Origin of the sequence: Pseudomonas oleovorans subsp. oleovorans (assembly GCF_002197815.1) — a bacterium.
GTDB lineage: Bacteria > Pseudomonadota > Gammaproteobacteria > Pseudomonadales > Pseudomonadaceae > Aquipseudomonas > Aquipseudomonas oleovorans.
In genome coordinates this window covers 1-15,267 of record NZ_NIUB01000043.1, presented here as the reverse complement: position 1 = coordinate 15,267, position 15,267 = coordinate 1, and the positions used below count along the sequence as shown (strand labels likewise).

Below are 15,267 nucleotides of genomic sequence, written 5' to 3'. Positions count from 1 at the left end.
GGAGCCCGCCCCCGCCAAAGAAACCGCCAAGTAGCAACAAGCCCCACCAGTTGACAGCAGCAGGGCCGCACTGATCGTTGAACAGCACGCTTGTCAGCCAATCAATCACAGTCCTTGCCTCGTACAAACTTCATTTTCAGGACAGCGGCACGCGCATGAAGGCGCTCATCTTGGTCACGCAACCTTACCCTGGTGCTTCTGGCCAATAACGCCCCGTTGCCATAACTCAAAGCCAAGCGGGGCCAGTGACAGAGCAAGCAAGACGAAGATCAGGGCGCTCACGAACAAGGTGCCACCTATCATTCGCCAATCCTTCGGATCGTAAAGCATGGTGGGCTGAGTCAGCCGGATCGAGCTACCAGGATCACTAAGCGCACTCAGGGTCCATGTCCTGTCCATATTCCCCTCGGCCCTCGCCTCGAACAAGCACCGCCCACCTTCGGGATCGGCGTGCGAGGAAAGAGCCTGACATTGCTCAGCAGGCAGCGGCACTTTGACTCTCTCTATCACCTGCATGCTGAACCCGACACCCAGCCCAAGCCAAATCACGAACACCTGCCAGCCGAGATAGGCCAAAAACTTCATGTATTCATTCTCCTGCTCGGTATACCAGAGGGCCGGATGAAAATTGCACCAGCGCTGATGCCTGATCGAAGCGGCATTGTAGCGCGCAAGAACAAAGCCATTCCTTGTTGCGCTAGGTAGTTAGCGGAACACTGGACGCAAGAAGGCACCCTGACTTTTGCCGTGCTGGGTTTCAGCATCGAGGCGCTGATCCCACGCCCCCATGTTCTGAATTAGGCGATCTACCGCCTCGTCGAGGCGAGCCCTCATTTGCGGGCAAGGCAAGTTGGACTTGAAGGCATACAGCCTGGAGGCAAGTGTCTCGGCAGTGAATTTCCCGTTATTGGCATGCAGCTGTTCATGAGCACGAAGCGCGCCTATGTACCGCTCCCATTCAGCCAAGACGCTAGGGCTTTGTCCGCCCTGGATCAGCCGAGGCAAGACGATGGTGCTATCAAGGGCCACCCTGGCGTTCTTGACCTCACACCCCCCTTGGGAAGTTGCTACAGCTGAGTAGCTGGTGGAAAAACTGTTGTGCGTGACCGCGCCGAATCGCCCGCCTTTCATCTTAACGGGGGTATTTTTGAACACCGACTGCGAGATTTCGGCAGTCGTCATGCCAGACACATCGTAGTGGCGTATCTGGAAGTTGATCACTGGCTCTGGTTGGGCCACTGAGAAACCGGACATGGCCACCAACACCATGCCAATGAGCACCTTCCTTGGAGCGCGTTTATGCACTGGCTCGCTCCGTTTGGTGCTCGTACCGGAGACGTTTGCCTATTGCAAAATTGATTTCCTTCAATTCGCGCTTGAGTCGGCTGGGCTTCCCAAGTCCATGCGTGAGCATTTCCTTGCAAAGCCAGTGGGACACGTTCAGTGCATCCTGATGCCCCTTGCTCCACGCAGCCCTGAGCTTCCGCAGAGCGCCCTCGTACTCTCCATTCTTGATGGCAATCTCACCGAGACGGAATGAGGCCTCACCATCGCCCTTAGCCTCTGCTGACTCGAAAAGGCGAATCGCTTCTTGCAGGTCGCCCTCGTCGAGCCTCAAGCAACCCAGATCAGTAATTGCCGGCGCGTAGCCTTCGCACGATGAGGCTGTAAGCAGGCTGATCAACTGCGCCCTATCCCCCTCGCCCAGTGCTTTATGCGCGAGGTAATAGGCGCTCATCGGGTGCCGAGCCCCAATCTCATCGTAGATTGCTGCCGCCTGCGCCTTCGCACTGACTGTGCCTATCGCCTCATACCCCCTGGCCAATGCAATGCCCGCTTCAACCATGCCGGACTCATAGGCCTTCGTCAGAAGCTCGATAGACTCAGCACGCTTCTTGTCCTCCTTGGTCAGGTGGCTCGTTGCCAAGAGCCTGACTCTGGCAGCCCACGGCACCAGCTCAAAAAGGCCTTGCGGCATTGTTTGCAGCGGCAGGCTCCACAGATGACCTATCACCATCAGCACTTTCGTATTCGGGCACTCTTTCAGAAGCACCCCAGTCTTGGGATCAACGGCGAGATTGCCTATCAGCCCAACCGGCTGATGCTGGTTGAATGCCACACCAGCAACGACCTGCCCAAAGGTCCATGGGCCAGAGGTCGAGCCGTCCAACTTGAACAACCCCATTGCTGTCTTGATGCAGTCCCAGTCGGCGTCACTGGACGACACAGAGGCCGGCTGCACCTTTGTCAGAACGGCACCCCACCCCCCTTCAATCCCAACCTCGGAAGTGGAGTATCCGAATCTGTTCACAGTCTTGCGGCTGAACGCCGTGCTCTCCAGGGGACCGTTTAGCCAACTGAACTCAAGCCCCTCTGGATTAACCCCATGGCTCTGGATCAGTGCGTCCAGCTCGTTGTACATGCAGGCATAGACCGGCACGCCCGCCACAGTCATCCCTTTGACGAGCCGAACAAGCTCGTCACTGGCGCCGGCCTCAATAGCCGGGTGAACCCAAACTACCAAATCCCATGCTTGGGCCTTAGCATTTTCCACAGTTACGGGGCAGAACCCTTTCAAGCCAAGCCGGGTTGCGCTGTCGAACAGGCTGGAATGGAGAACTTCATGGCATGTGCTGTAACACTCAACCTCCCCCACGCCAGCAAGCTCAGAGGCGAAGCTAAGCCATACGCCTTCATCCATCACAGCCACCGGGTCATCAGTGATCATAAGTACCCGAACCGGGCGATCCACCGAGCACCCCTCTAGCTCGATCAGCTGAGCGATCAGGGCTGCCGGCGCCAGCAATGATGCCGCTCCATCAATGCCGGTTTTGACGCTGGTCTTAATGCCCGCCGCGACGAATTTCTTTTCGAGGTCGGCAAACCACTTCGTGGCGACAACCCCAAGGTTCGGGGCTGAGTTGAAAAGCTTATTCAGGCTCACCAGGAACTCCTGTTCAACAATGACTCAATTTTGTCGAGAACCAGTTTTGCTTTCATCCGAACCGGGAGCATTTCCCAGCAAGACAGGCGTGGCGAGCCGCGCCATACCTCGCGTTATCATCCAAGGGGAGAGCACCACATGGATGAGAGAATGACGATCTACATCAGCCCCCAGCAGGGCATCAAAGAGCTGGTCAATAAGCTAGAGAGCCGCTTGGACACACTCGCCAACAGGATGCGGGCGCGGCCAGATCGACTCCGGGTAGACCTTGCCTATCAAATTCCCTTTCGGGATCAAGCGACCGTCGATGAACAGAAGGGCATCGAGGTGTGTGCGCTCTCAGGGCAGGAAGCGGCCTTCCACGCCATCTACGGTCTTACCGCTATCCGAATTGAACAGGGCAAGCAGAACCCCCGAGAAACCCTCAGAGTCCCTGGTGTTATCGCTTTGCCGCCCGACTGGCTCTCGGAGCTTTACGAGCTAAACATCGTCAAGCATGAAATCGAACTACTGGTGGCCCAGATCGAAGATCAGTACGACCGAATGAAGCTCTGGGGGTCAATGAAGTATCTATCGAGCCTGCAAACAATGAGGCAGGCCTGGATTATCAGCGGCCCGGCCAAAGTGCGGTTCTACTGGGACTCTGCCCCCTCCATCCAAAACAAGACAGCTTCTGAATGGGTGGCCAGCTATACGAAGCACCTCAAGAAGCTATACGGCTATGTCCCCTCCCTAGACGAGCTTGTCGAGGGGGACAGCTCGCGCAAATTCGTGGTTGCCATCAGCATGCTGAGCGGGACAAACACCGACATAGCGCCAAACGAGAAGATCGCCTCGTTCCGGCACGGCCAGCCCCACGTCAGGGCCAGGGTCACTTTCATCGACAAGGTAAAGGCTCAGATTCGCCCTGCTCCGACCCCTATTGTCTACCCCATCGACGATCCAGTGCCCAAGATCACGCCACTATCAAACTGGGAGCCAGTAGAACGAGGCCCAGGCCGGTCGGATCGAGCAAAGATCGAATCCGAGCCATTCGTGGAAGCCCTGTATCTCCATCGCTATCTGGAGCAGTACAGGTTTGGTCAGTGATGCGAGAGCATCGCCGGGGCTTCCTGCACGCAATAACTTCGGGAAGAACCCAAGATGCACGACATACAAGTAGCACGTCTGAGGTCCAAGTACCCCGCTGAGTTCACGACTGAGCAGGCTGCTATGGCTGTGGCCAGAGCCTATGGATACAGGCGCCTGGACCTGAACACGCTTGAGCTGACCGAGCCCGTTACCGGCCTACAGTACGTTCGCCCTTACGCTGAAATGCTCAAGCAAGACCCGGTGCATCAACTGATGGACTTCATGCGCATGTCCCTGAACCTCTCACTCTCCCAGAATGAGGACGTTCGCAGGGGGGTTCCTGAGCGCAACATCGTAGCGGCCATGAGTGGCTTCTCGAACTTCGACGCCCTGCTCAACTATGCCCGCTCCGATCCGGTTGACCCGAACACGACTGATCGCGCAATGCTGGCCAAGTTCCAGGGGCGCTATGGCTATTACGCCCCTATCCAGTACCTCCTGGGACGCTATATCCACGAGCACTGCCTAGTCATCCAGCCTGACGCGGAAAAAGCGCAGCGCTTCGTTGATCAGGAGGTAATCCTTAACCCCCTCGAAAACACCAAGGTGGTTATCCTCCGGGACGATCCTCGCGGCGCCGACTGGCTTTCGGTTATGTCTCGGAACGTGCCGTCGCTTCGCGGCGAGCTTGATGCCACCTACGAGGATAGGGCTCTAAAAGCCATGGGCAACGCCAACGCCCTCGTATCACTGGTGGAGCCAGCTCTTTACTCGCTGCCAGACCTCGTTGCCGCACATTCCGGCTTGCTGGCAAAGGATTCGCCGGAAGGGCGCACACTCATAGTTGATGTTCAACGCCTGCGGCTCGATCCGAATGAACTGGACACCGGCTTTGCCGCCGCGACGGAGAGCGGCATCCACGTTGTCGTTATAGTCAGGCAGCCCAATGCAGACCTGTGGAAACGTACCGGCATCCACCTGATCTTCGGGTTCGACAAGGACATTCAGGAGTCCTACCTGGAAATGGACAAGTACATCGGGTACGCGTCGCCATACGTTGGCTTCAAGCGCGGGAAAATGCAGTACCTGTACCACTCTGAACAGTCAGGTGGTCGCTTCGGTGCCATGGACCTGATCCCTGACGACGAAAAGACCAAGAGCCTATTGGAACGAATGAAGGACGCAATACGTGGTTAAGCGCTTCGCCATCCTCGCGCTATGCGCGGCTTCCATTCAAACAGCGCAAGCTGGAGGCGGAACGCTGTCCGCGCCACTGCGTGAGCAGCCTGTACGGCTCCATGCAGTTGTCAGCGTCGGCACCACAAGCGTTTGCGGCATGCGCGAAGCTCCGCACCTGATTGAGCATCTTCTTCTGAGCGACACTCATCTGGGCGAAACCCCGGTCGATGCCATCCTTGCGTTGCGTGCAAAGGGGATCAAGCTTTCCGCCCTAACTCGGAGCGACTTTACCGAGTACACGCTTGAAGGTCCCGCGAGCATGGCCAGCGTCATGAGCGAAGCCCTTGTCACCTTCCTCTCACGACCCTCACTTCCCAAGACAGGTTTTGAGCGAGAGAAGCGCGTGATCATTAGCGAAGTGATGGCCACCTCAGCCTACGTCAGTTCGCCGACACTGTATGAGCGCTTCATTGCCGCAAAGGCCGGTGGGCAAGCCTCATGCTCAGCAGATTCGGAACGGCTGCTCGACTACGGCTTTGAGGATGTGCAGTCGATCTATAGGGCGTACTACACCCCTGGCAATGTTCGCGTCTTAGCTAATGCCGCGCCTGGGACATTCGATCTTGACGCTATCAGCGCAGCTATCGGGGTGCGGGAAAGCACGACAATCGCCACTTCCCATTATGGGAAGCGGGAGGCGACTGGCTCGATAGAGGTGATTGGCCGACCCGGTGTCGTTGAGCTGATATTCCCAATCGCGGGCAGAGCCAAACTCCCCAGCGACGCAGCTAACGCACTAGCCGACCAAGCCAGACTTGAAGTACAGGCTCACATTCGCCGGGTTCATGAGCTGTACGCCGCACGGTCTTTTGTTGATCAGAGCGTTCACGGGGGCTGGATTCGCCTGGAGATACCCGGCCTGGACAATCGCGACGCACCTCGCCTCGCTGAAATAGCCCAAGCCGCGATGCACCGCGTTGACCTTTCACTCTATGGCGATGACCTACTGTGGCAGTCTTATGGCGCCGATGCTGCTTTGAGCCCCATGGGCGACCCCGTGATCCCAGAAGCACCAATTGCAAAGCAAGGCTGGCTGCAATCCATTGCTAGCAGCTTATGGTCATTTTTGGCTGGTCTGTGGTGGTAAATTCCGCGCATGCGCGGAAAAACCACAAGCCCGTCCATTTGGCTCAGTGCGCCTGCTCTCGCCCCGCCCTTTTGGCATCGGTAATGCTTAGAAAATAAAATTGAATTTCCAAGGCATGACAGCGGTCATAGTATTGACGCTAAAGCCGAGGCATGATTGGCGTGGTCAGTTTTTTGCGCTGGATCAGCAGAAAATGCAGGCCGGCGTGTGTGCAAACCGTGCATATTTCTGCACGGTTGAGCTAATATGTGTGCTCACAGTTCACTCTGTTCGTTTTCAAGGGAACCGCCGTAGGAAAGACCTCCTATCTCACGCTCCCCCCTTCTGCTGCATTCTGTGGTGTTGGCGGTTCCCGACTTATACAAAAGCCCCGTATGGCAACCAGCCAGCGGGGCTTTTGCTTTAATGGCTGGGCTTGAACCGTGATTCCAGGCCAGCAAGGAACCGGGCTTCCAGTGACCCCTCGCCGGGCACATCCAGCCTTACGCCCAGCTTGTTCAGGTTGGTGTGGTGATCCTTGCCGAGATTTACTACCTCCCCCTTGAACACCAAGCGGTTTCCGCTTTTCTCGGTCAGCTCGACCTCGATCCCGCCTCCAAGGGAGAACTCCTGCTTGGTGAGCAGCAAGGCGCCAGCAGCGGACATGTCCTTAACCCGACAGTCCTTCCAGCCCTTGAGCAATGCGGTCAGCCCAGTGCCCTTGGCACGCTGACTGGCAAAGGCATCGGGAGCCAGGACATAACGTTGGAAGCGACGCTCAGACTCAGACATAGACCATTCACTCAACTGCATTGGGTTCAGTGGAAGCCGCGACGCCTTCTCGCAAGACTTGGTGAATCCTTCTTGAGTGATCCACCATGCAGTACATCCACAATTTCCTTGCGAGAATGAATTCGCGCCTGGGCGCTGTCACTTGGCAAATGCAAAGTCTGCTGCTTTGCACCGTGTTTTGGTTCGTAACAGTCGCAAGTTCGATTCCGTTTAGCGACGGAGGAATCAGTGCCCTGACACTGAATCAGTGCCTTGAGGACTTCGGTGTCTTCCTGCTTTTCTTCTCGATGTGGTGCGGGCTCTATGCCCACTTCCAACGCAACATTACCCTCCCCTGGCTGCTTTTGCTTCTGGCCGTTGCTCTCTGGCAGGAAGAAATCAACCTGCTGAACAAGACGTACCAGACACTCAATCTTTGGTTCGACCGCGAGATTGATTCATCAGAGCGCCAGCGAGGCGATGTAACGATCCTCATGCTGGTAGCCACGACCCTGGTCGCACGTTTCTTCACGCCGGGCTTCAAGAGCTTTTTTAGGATTCATATCACTGCATTCCTGTTGCTCTACACCGTTTTCCAGCTCTGGCTGCATTACACGTTCCCGTACCAAATGCAGGCAGCGATCCTTGAGCCTCAGCTCAATTACCAGAAGGAGTTCACGTCAACATACGAGGGGAGGTTCCAATACCAGTGCGACCAAGGCCTCTGGACCTGCTATAGCTGGAAGGGCGCGAGCATCCCTGACCAGCTGCTGGATGATGAGGGGTTGATGCAGGTGATCAGGAGCCATGAAGGCGTAGTGATGAACACCACGGGCTACATCGGCACACTTTCATCGCCAAACGACACCGTTTTCCGAGGCGTTGATGCGGAGCAGAAGTACCTGATCACGTACTTCAAGAACCATGACCTGAACAGGGTTGTGATTGATCACGACTCCCCGAAGAAAGCCGCCCAAGTGGTCACTCGGCCACTGGTGATTTTCTCAACCGCATTCGGCATGGCCTGGTTCTTTGGCGGGATGATGATCGTCTTTATGCACCAGTCCAGATTCTCATCACGGAAGGCGCGCTTGGTCACTACGTGAAAAACGGGGGCTATGGGTTTGCATTATCAGGTATCGACCTGACGCGTACCGCCCCATGCTCACCGAAGCCAAAAGCGCCGTCCCATGGGACTTGGCAGATAAAAAAACTCAGAAAATCCGCTTCTCTGCGGCGAGTTTTTACATTGTCGTTGACGGGTTTCGAAGCGAGTCCGTCAGAGCGGCCTGCAAGTCGATCAAGGCCTATGTGAAGAAGTGGGATGGCGTCCGCTGCCGGGGACCGAAGGCGCTCAAAACCGAAAGGCGCCGATGGATGCGGATGCGCGAAATGCGAAAGGAAGACTCGACCAAGGGCGTCTACCTGTCGCAGTCATTGCGCTACCGAAATGTGCTCCTGGTAATTGAGCCCACTTACGATCTGATGACCGGCCTGAACGGCGTTGAGCTGCCTTCTGATGTGAACGTCAGGATTGAGCCTTACGAGAATCAGTACGAACTCAGGGAGGACCGTTGATGGCCAGCAGCATTAGCTTTGTCGGCTCCAATGGCTTGATGGACGTGCCGGCGCCGCCTTGGATCAGGACTGACGCGATCCTTTTCGCCAGCTGGGGGCAGCTGCTGCTGGCCATGATCAAGCATGGCGCGGTTGAGACTGTCCGAAAGGGCGAGCAGCTGTCCATGAAGCCTGCTGAGTTTGGCCTGCTCATCGATGGAGGGCTCTACGCAACAGACTCGCCGCCCGGCAATGAATCCAGGGCTCTATTGATCGATTTTCTGCGCCGTGGCGACCTGTTCATCCCCACCATAAGCGGCAACTTGAAGATCACCCTTACCCCTCACTGCAAAACAACGTGCTTGATCGTTCGTGAGGCCGCGCTGGGCGCCTTCAAGGCCGAGTTCGAGACTTGGGATATGTGTGAGCCAATCCTCTGCGCCGATATGGCCCAGGCATATTCGCAAGCTGTCAGCGCTTCCATAGGGAAAGACCAGGACAAAATCCGCCGTGTCTTGTCGATCATGGCCAGCCACCCTACCGCCATTGACTCCAAGCTTGGGCGAGAGATTGAGGCGGGCAAACAACTGATACGCGACCTCGCCGGGGTGCAGAAGCGTTCTGCCACCCGAGCTTTTCGCTTCCTAGAGGATGCGGGTGAGGTCAGCTTCTACGGGTACAAACGACTGTTCTACAGGGGCCAACAGGCGCATCCCCAGGCTTGAGGAATCCAGGTGAAATCCAAGCGAGCAACGATCAGCATCAGCAAGCTGGCACGATACGCCAGTGATCCTGAAAGCGTGTTTGAGAAAGTCAATGAAGGCGCAGTGAGGTACGGAAACCGCGCTCACGCATCCATCGGCAAAGGCCCTAGCTTGGCCCTATTCATCATCGTTGCCATCGTTATCTTGATTGCTGCACGCAAGGCAGGACTGCTCTGATGACATACATCCTGGGAGCCCTGCTTCTTCTCGTAGCAATCTTCTTCGTACAGAAGAAGTCAGCAGCCGGCGCAATCCACTCTCGCTTCGGAGTTCGGGAATCGACGCATCGACTGATCAGCACCGATCTTGGGAACGCAGCAGGCCGAATCAAGCTGTCCCGATTTGGCATCAATGGAATCGCAGATGCTGTCTTCGAGTCGGTCAAGGGAAGCGAAATTCTGGTTGGCGAGTTCAAGAGCCGCAAATACAGAGGGCAGGTTCGGCTATATGAGCTATATCAGCTCATCCTGTATATGGGTCACATCAAGGCGCTGTACCCCAACCACAAGGTACTGGGCTGCTTAGCGTATGCAGATAGCAGAGTACAGGTGAACTTCGACCCTGCGGTGTATGAAGCCTTGGTCGGATTGCGAGAAGAATACTGGCTGACCGTCAGGCACAAGCGTGCTGCCGACTCCAGGCCGCTGCATAAGCGGATGAAGGTGAGCGGGGAAAACAGAGCGCTGCGGTTCACCTCAACCCTCTGAGACAACAAAAAAGCCCGGCAATTGCCGGGCTTTTCATTGGGACTGGACGTTAGTCCTTCACGCTGAGAAATGGGATCGCCGCATTGGGGATCATTGTCGCCGGCAGTTGGCCATTCCACTTTTCCGCCTTGGTCAGCTCGACGAGATTCTGGTTGCTGGCGAGAGCCGCAGCACGGGCCTTGATTGCGTCAGCCTCTGCATCGCCGCGAAGGCGAGTCGCTTCGGCGTCAGCACGGGCCTGTTCCAGTTTTGCTTCGGCTTCTGCCTTGGCTTGCGTGACGCGGATTTCCGCCTGAACCTTCTCGGTTTCCAGCATCTGCTCGCGGGTCTTTACCTGGATTTCAGCCTTCATTCGATCTTCGATGGTCTGCTCGTAGGCATCAGAGAAGTCGATGTTTTCGATTTGGACGCTTTCGATCTGCACCGGGCCAATCGCATGTTCGCGCACCGCCTTCATGGTGTCGGCGACGAAGTTGCCCCGTTCCTGGACAGCTCGAATTGCCGTGTACTTACCGAAGGTGTTCTCGACCTGGGTCGGGACATGGCGGCTGATCAAACGATTGACCATGTTCTCGATAGAGCCGTAAGTCTTGTACAGCTCAGCAACCTGACTCGGATCGACATTGAAAGACACAGACACACGCAGCGTTGCTGCTTGCTGATCCATCGAGTATGCAGGTAGGCCGTCGAACATGACGGTATCCGTAGCCACGCTGATTTCACGCACCGAATCAATAACTGGCACCTTGAAGTGCAGGCCGGGTTCGGAAACCTCAACGAGGGCGCCGTTTCTGAGCAGGACTGCCCGCTCTTTTTCATCGACGGTGTAGAACCCGCCCAGTGCCATGGAAATTACGAAAACGAGTCCAAGCCCCCAAAGAACGAGCTTGCCCACAGGCGCCTGATTGCTGTTGATCATATCTTCTGAATCTCCCCCCAAATTACTAGATTGTTTGCACGGCTGAACCGCTACTTGAACATAACGGGGCTGTGCGGTTTATCGCCCGCCATACAGGCGGGCTGTGAACTTCTCGCAAGATAAGGGGGCGATTCTAAACAGCCGCCCTTCGCTAATCCCCCGAATCCATTGCAGATGATTGTCAGCTGCTACAGCTCGACAAAGCGATCAACAGCCGGCAGATACAGCCCCAGCTTCACCGGGAGCGTCACACCAGCCTCGATAACCACTGCCCGGTATTCCTCCATCTTCTTGCGATAGCGGGCGGCGATGGCCGCTAGGAAGGCTTCAACCTCAACCCCTTCGGGGCAGTCGCCTGTCTTCCAGTCAGTGATCCAGTAGGCGCCGGCATCAACGAACGGGCGATCAAGGTAGCGGTGAACCCAGCGGCCATTGCGGAACCCGCTGACCTGTACTTCCTGACCGCCTTCATCGTGCTTGGAGAGAATCCAACGCCCCTTATCACTTTGCAGGGTCGTGACCAACAGCTTCATGATGCGGTCGCGGCCAGTCGGAATATCCCGGATCGGGTATCCCTCCCTGCGCATGAGCGCGGCTACCGCCTGGGCCTTACCAAGCAGCTTGTCGATGCTCCACTTCTCAAGTCCGTCCTTGGCGATCATTTCGACGACCCGGTGGTAGACGATGCCCTCAACCTTCGCCTTGTGGTCATCACCCTCCCCTTCGCGCAATTCATCATGGAGTTCGCTCTCGGTCGGAAGGGCTTCGTTTGTGGCCGCAGGGATGAAGCAATCAGTCGGCAGCTCAACGTAGTGCCCAGCATCCAGCCGAGCTTTCGACGGGACTCCGCCAGCAGCATCCAACTCGATCACGTCTACGTCTGCCTCGACAAACTCATCAGCCAGCACACGCTTGAGGCTTCCCAGCAGCGAATTAGAGGACCCCGCTTCCTCGTTCTCTACGTCCTTGCAAGCGGTCAGGTGCAGTCGGGTCTTGGCGCGAGTGAAGCCCACATAGGCAACCCGCTCCAGTTCATCACGGTGATCCGCCTTGACGCGAGAGCCCAGGAATTTGAACAGGCGGCTCTCAGGGGACATAGCATCCTGATCCCCCATATTGGGAGCCATGAAGAACCGACCGTTGATGGTGCGCCAGTAGAACAGCGGAGTGTCATCGCTTCCGCCGCTCTTTTGCAGGGCCGGGATAATCACGGTGCCAAACTCCAAGCCTTTGGACTTGTGGATGGTCATGATCTGCACCACACCGGCCTTCGGCGAGGCGTACAGATTGGTGAGCGCGTTGAAAAATTCCTGCGGATTGTCCAGGTCGCCGGTAGCAGTGTGGGTGCCGAGCAGCTTGAAGACTGTCTTAATGTCTGCCAGCTCAGTCTGGTCAACAGTGGACATGCCGCCTAGTGCCAACCACAGGGCGCGAGCTTTCCATGCCAGCTCATCGCTGCGAGAAGACTTCTCCACGCCGTCAAGGGCTTCGACAAGGCGATTGACGCGTGCCTTTCCGTCCAGTGTCAAACGCTCCTGCACATCGCTCATTCTCAGCGCGACTGGGATCACCTCATGACCCATGCTGACAGTCAGGCAGTCTTCCCAGCTCAGGCCCACGAAGGCAGCTCGCAGCAGGGCAAGCCAGGAAGTGCGATCAGCTTGGTGCCAAAGGGAGCGGATCATCGCTACAACCTCGGCTACCGGGGCGCATTCCGCGATAGGGTCAATATCGGTGCCGCTAGCACCAATGCCAGCCTGTTTGAGCGCGGGAAGGATGTGTTTCAGGTGCGAGCGCCCGCGCACCAGGATTGCCACCGACTGCTCTGGGTCTTCACGAAAAGCGTCCTGCACCAACTGCACGACACGTTGAGCTTCTGCCTCGGACGATTGCAAAGCCTCGACCGTTACGAGGCCAGGGTTAGAGCGAAACGGCACAGACGGCACAAAGCTGCTGCCCGCTCCCTGGAACAGCGAGCCGTAGACCTTGTTGTTCCACTCGACGATGGTCGGTGAAGAACGGAAGTTCACGCGCAGGTGGTAAACGTCGAGGCGCTTAGGCCCGAAGCGAGCTTGCTCCACGGTATCGGTGAAAAGGTTGACGGTGGCGCCACGGAACAGATAGATCGACTGGTACTTGTCGCCGCACATGAAGACGCTGCGCTCGTCATCTTCTTCCCAGGCTTGCACAAGGCAGCGCAGCAACTGGTACTGAGCCGGAGACGTATCCTGGTTTTCATCAACCAGCAGGTGGCAGACACGATCCTCGTCCAGCAGGGCATCACCAATTTCAACCCCAGCACCCAGAGAGAGAATCGCCCGCTGGGCAACCTCGGGGAAGTCAACGGCAGCAGCGCCATCGAACGCCAGCATCAGGTTGGCCATCAGGTAGCGCAGGATCACCGTCAGGTGTTCCATCATGCGTGCGGACTCAGCCGGATATTGAGGATCAGGCAGGTCACGCAGCAGGATTAGAGCCTTGTCCACCTCGGGGTCGCCAGTCAGCGAGCCGAGGAAGCCATTCATCCGAGAGGTCAGCGCCTCCTTAGCTGGAAACCCCTCGCCGGCCGTGACCTTGGAGCGGATCATGTTGTCGGTCTTGAGCAGCGCTTTGGCGGCACGCCGAGCAAAGTCTCGACCTTCATCGGTCATATCGACCCGGCCATACGCGGCCCAGCTATGGTGCTCATGCACCCCGCTGGCGTCAGCGAAGATGCTCCAGCAGGTGTTGAAGTCGTACTTGTCCAGCACGGCAAGAGCACCAGACATTTCCGTCTCTACTATCTCGCGCAGCGCCTCAGAGAGTTCATCGCCGCTCATATTCAGCAGCTCGCCTACCCACTGGTCCCGCTTGGTGAGAAGCGTGGTGAACATCGGCACCAGCAGCTCAAACTGGTTTCGTGCGAAGGCCAGTACAGCCTCCAGGGCCTCACGCAGCACAGAGGGAATCGACTCGTCATTGACGCTGCCGAGGGTATTGAGAATCGCGGCCCGGTAGATCAGCGAGGGATCATCCGAAGTACGCCCACCGCCCAGCCCGGACATGATCGGCATCTTGCCGGCGATCTGAGCGCAGAAGGCGTCGAAGGTCATGATGCGCAGGCGAGAGGGGTTCAGCGCAAGGTTCCACCCCAGAAGGGCATCACGCTCAAGCACCAGACGCGCAAGCATGTACAGCGGCTTCTCATGCGCTTCTGCCGGCTCACGCCCAGAAGCTGCAAGAGCCAGGGCGCCGGTTACACGCTCAACGATTTCACCAGCAGCCTTGTTGGTGAAGGTAATGGCCAGAATTTCTTCCGGTCGCTGAACGACTGTGAGGCATGCAAGGAGACGATACAGGAGCTGGGTAGTCTTGCCCGAGCCTGCCGGCGCCAGCAATGCAACAGAGCGAGCCGGATCAATCGAAAGCGCACGCACATCAGCATCATGCGGGTTAGTCGAGGCAATGGCTGCCATGATCGGCGTCAGGTGGGAAATCTTGGATTCGATTCGAGCTTGAGCGGTCATCGGGGCTCTCCTTGTAGATAGCCCCAAGATAACGACCGAGACAGCGTGTCACCGCGCAGGCGTGAAAGTCCTCAACCCCTAAGAGGGGATTTGACATCCTCCCCCGCCTTCGCAGTAACAGCTCAGGAAGGGGATTCCTTTTCAGGCGTTAGCCGATTGCTCGGCTAACAGGTTCCTGCTGCTGACGGCCTTACCGCACCGTTCACTTCACAGGCGAACCGGGCTAAGTCCAGCCCTTCGTTGCTCAGTTGTGCCTCGCCCCGGCGAAGCACGTTGATCGCTCTGCGCGGCAGACCCCGTACTTCTAGTGCGGGGAAGGATAGCGCGGGCCGCGAAGCGGTCCTATACTCAAAACTGTACAGATAGACAGTAGTTCTATGCTCCGACGCCAAGCCTACAAGTTCCGCATCGAGCCAACCGGCGAACAGCAGCGCAAGCTGCGACAGTTCGCCGGAGCCTGCCGCTGCGTGTTCAATGAGGCGCTGACGTTGCAGCAGAGTAACCGCGAAGACGGCGGCAAATATATCGGCTATGTGGCGATGGCCAAGCAACTCACAGCCTGGCGCAACGGTGCGCTGTTGCCCTCCGGGCGGCTCGCGCCCTGGCTGAAGGTTGCCCCGGTGCATCCCTTGCAGCACGCCCTCAAAGACCTCGACCGGGCCTACCAGAATTTCTTCGAGAAGCGTGCCGACTTCCCCCGCTTCAAGAAGCGCGGCCTGCACG

The 15,267-nt window shown here is 57.2% G+C and carries 15 protein-coding genes; 9 read left to right on the top strand and 6 right to left on the bottom strand.

What is annotated here, in order from left to right; genetic code table 11:
* Positions 1–174: 174 nt before the first annotated feature.
* The 3 genes from PSOLE_RS20010 to PSOLE_RS20000 form a co-directional block, all read right to left on the bottom strand.
* The gene (locus PSOLE_RS20010; RefSeq protein WP_020307602.1) at positions 175–585 is read right to left on the bottom strand and encodes a hypothetical protein; all 411 of its coding nucleotides are present in this window, start codon (positions 583–585) and stop codon (positions 175–177) included.
* Positions 586–705: 120 nt separating this feature from the next.
* The gene (locus PSOLE_RS20005) at positions 706–1,305 is read right to left on the bottom strand and encodes a DUF922 domain-containing protein (RefSeq protein ID WP_129591707.1); all 600 of its coding nucleotides are present in this window, start codon (positions 1,303–1,305) and stop codon (positions 706–708) included.
* Positions 1,298–2,944 (bottom strand): tetratricopeptide repeat protein, encoded by a 1,647-nt coding sequence (locus PSOLE_RS20000; RefSeq protein WP_020307600.1) that lies wholly within the window; start codon positions 2,942–2,944, stop codon positions 1,298–1,300. Before PSOLE_RS20000 ends, PSOLE_RS20005 begins: the two co-directional genes overlap by 8 nt.
* A gap of 150 nt (positions 2,945–3,094) precedes the next feature.
* On the opposite strand from PSOLE_RS20000, the gene PSOLE_RS19995 reads away from it, so the two are divergent.
* From PSOLE_RS19995 to PSOLE_RS19985, 3 genes are read left to right on the top strand one after another with little or no spacing between them, the layout of a single operon-like run.
* Positions 3,095–4,033: a DNA replication terminus site-binding protein gene (locus PSOLE_RS19995; RefSeq protein WP_074859888.1), complete on the top strand. Its 939-nt coding sequence runs from the start codon at positions 3,095–3,097 to the stop codon at positions 4,031–4,033.
* A gap of 54 nt (positions 4,034–4,087) precedes the next feature.
* Positions 4,088–5,212: a hypothetical protein gene (locus PSOLE_RS19990; protein WP_020307598.1), complete on the top strand. Its 1,125-nt coding sequence runs from the start codon at positions 4,088–4,090 to the stop codon at positions 5,210–5,212.
* On the top strand, positions 5,205–6,341 hold the full coding sequence (locus PSOLE_RS19985) for a peptidase M16 family protein (RefSeq protein ID WP_020307597.1): 1,137 nt from the start codon (positions 5,205–5,207) through the stop codon (positions 6,339–6,341). Before PSOLE_RS19990 ends, PSOLE_RS19985 begins: the two co-directional genes overlap by 8 nt.
* A gap of 402 nt (positions 6,342–6,743) precedes the next feature.
* Here PSOLE_RS19985 and PSOLE_RS19980 read toward each other — a convergent pair whose 3' ends face one another.
* A complete protein-coding gene (locus tag PSOLE_RS19980) occupies positions 6,744–7,112 on the bottom strand; it encodes a PilZ domain-containing protein (RefSeq protein ID WP_158212589.1) in 369 nt (122 codons plus the stop codon).
* 86 nt (positions 7,113–7,198) lie between these two features.
* Here PSOLE_RS19980 and PSOLE_RS19975 point away from each other — a divergent pair, with 86 nt between their 5' ends.
* Genes PSOLE_RS19975 through PSOLE_RS19955 form a run of 5 tightly spaced genes read left to right on the top strand, consistent with a single transcriptional unit; the run spans position 7,199 to position 10,119 of the window.
* Positions 7,199–8,197: a hypothetical protein gene (locus PSOLE_RS19975; RefSeq protein WP_020307594.1), complete on the top strand. Its 999-nt coding sequence runs from the start codon at positions 7,199–7,201 to the stop codon at positions 8,195–8,197.
* A 55-nt stretch (positions 8,198–8,252) separates the two neighbouring features.
* On the top strand, positions 8,253–8,669 hold the full coding sequence (locus tag PSOLE_RS19970) for a 30S ribosomal protein S10 (protein WP_020307593.1): 417 nt from the start codon (positions 8,253–8,255) through the stop codon (positions 8,667–8,669).
* Entirely contained in the window at positions 8,669–9,373 is a 705-nt protein-coding gene (locus PSOLE_RS19965) for a catabolite gene activator family protein (protein ID WP_020307592.1), read from the top strand. Before PSOLE_RS19970 ends, PSOLE_RS19965 begins: the two co-directional genes overlap by 1 nt.
* Before the next feature lie 9 nt (positions 9,374–9,382).
* Positions 9,383–9,589 (top strand): hypothetical protein, encoded by a 207-nt coding sequence (locus tag PSOLE_RS19960; protein WP_020307591.1) that lies wholly within the window; start codon positions 9,383–9,385, stop codon positions 9,587–9,589.
* Complete coding sequence (locus tag PSOLE_RS19955) at positions 9,589–10,119, top strand: hypothetical protein (protein WP_074859885.1); 531 nt, start codon at positions 9,589–9,591, stop codon at positions 10,117–10,119. Before PSOLE_RS19960 ends, PSOLE_RS19955 begins: the two co-directional genes overlap by 1 nt.
* Positions 10,120–10,168: 49 nt before the next feature.
* Here PSOLE_RS19955 and PSOLE_RS19950 read toward each other — a convergent pair whose 3' ends face one another.
* The gene (locus PSOLE_RS19950; protein ID WP_074859882.1) at positions 10,169–11,038 is read right to left on the bottom strand and encodes a prohibitin family protein; all 870 of its coding nucleotides are present in this window, start codon (positions 11,036–11,038) and stop codon (positions 10,169–10,171) included.
* Between the two features lie 188 nt (positions 11,039–11,226).
* Positions 11,227–14,544 (bottom strand): UvrD-helicase domain-containing protein, encoded by a 3,318-nt coding sequence (locus PSOLE_RS19945; RefSeq protein ID WP_083393750.1) that lies wholly within the window; start codon positions 14,542–14,544, stop codon positions 11,227–11,229.
* Between the two features lie 377 nt (positions 14,545–14,921).
* Between PSOLE_RS19945 and PSOLE_RS19935 the strand changes: the two genes are divergently transcribed.
* On the top strand, positions 14,922–15,267 hold a 346-nt coding region (locus tag PSOLE_RS19935; protein ID WP_140418996.1), incomplete at its 3' end, for a helix-turn-helix domain-containing protein.

What these genes read in the sequence shown, in the direction of transcription:
- PSOLE_RS20010 (WP_020307602.1), bottom strand. Translation starts at nt 585, where the DNA reads ATGAAGTTTTTGGCCTATCTCGGCTGGCAGGTGTTCGTGATTTGGCTT.
- PSOLE_RS19995 (WP_074859888.1), top strand. Translation starts at nt 3,095, where the DNA reads ATGACGATCTACATCAGCCCCCAGCAGGGCATCAAAGAGCTGGTCAAT.
- PSOLE_RS19990 (WP_020307598.1), top strand. Translation starts at nt 4,088, where the DNA reads ATGCACGACATACAAGTAGCACGTCTGAGGTCCAAGTACCCCGCTGAG.
- PSOLE_RS19980 (WP_158212589.1), bottom strand. Translation starts at nt 7,112, where the DNA reads ATGTCTGAGTCTGAGCGTCGCTTCCAACGTTATGTCCTGGCTCCCGAT.
- PSOLE_RS19975 (WP_020307594.1), top strand. Translation starts at nt 7,199, where the DNA reads ATGCAGTACATCCACAATTTCCTTGCGAGAATGAATTCGCGCCTGGGC.
- PSOLE_RS19970 (WP_020307593.1), top strand. Translation starts at nt 8,253, where the DNA reads ATGCTCACCGAAGCCAAAAGCGCCGTCCCATGGGACTTGGCAGATAAA.
- PSOLE_RS19965 (WP_020307592.1), top strand. Translation starts at nt 8,669, where the DNA reads ATGGCCAGCAGCATTAGCTTTGTCGGCTCCAATGGCTTGATGGACGTG.
- PSOLE_RS19955 (WP_074859885.1), top strand. Translation starts at nt 9,589, where the DNA reads ATGACATACATCCTGGGAGCCCTGCTTCTTCTCGTAGCAATCTTCTTC.
- PSOLE_RS19950 (WP_074859882.1), bottom strand. Translation starts at nt 11,038, where the DNA reads ATGATCAACAGCAATCAGGCGCCTGTGGGCAAGCTCGTTCTTTGGGGG.
- PSOLE_RS19945 (WP_083393750.1), bottom strand. Translation starts at nt 14,544, where the DNA reads ATGACCGCTCAAGCTCGAATCGAATCCAAGATTTCCCACCTGACGCCG.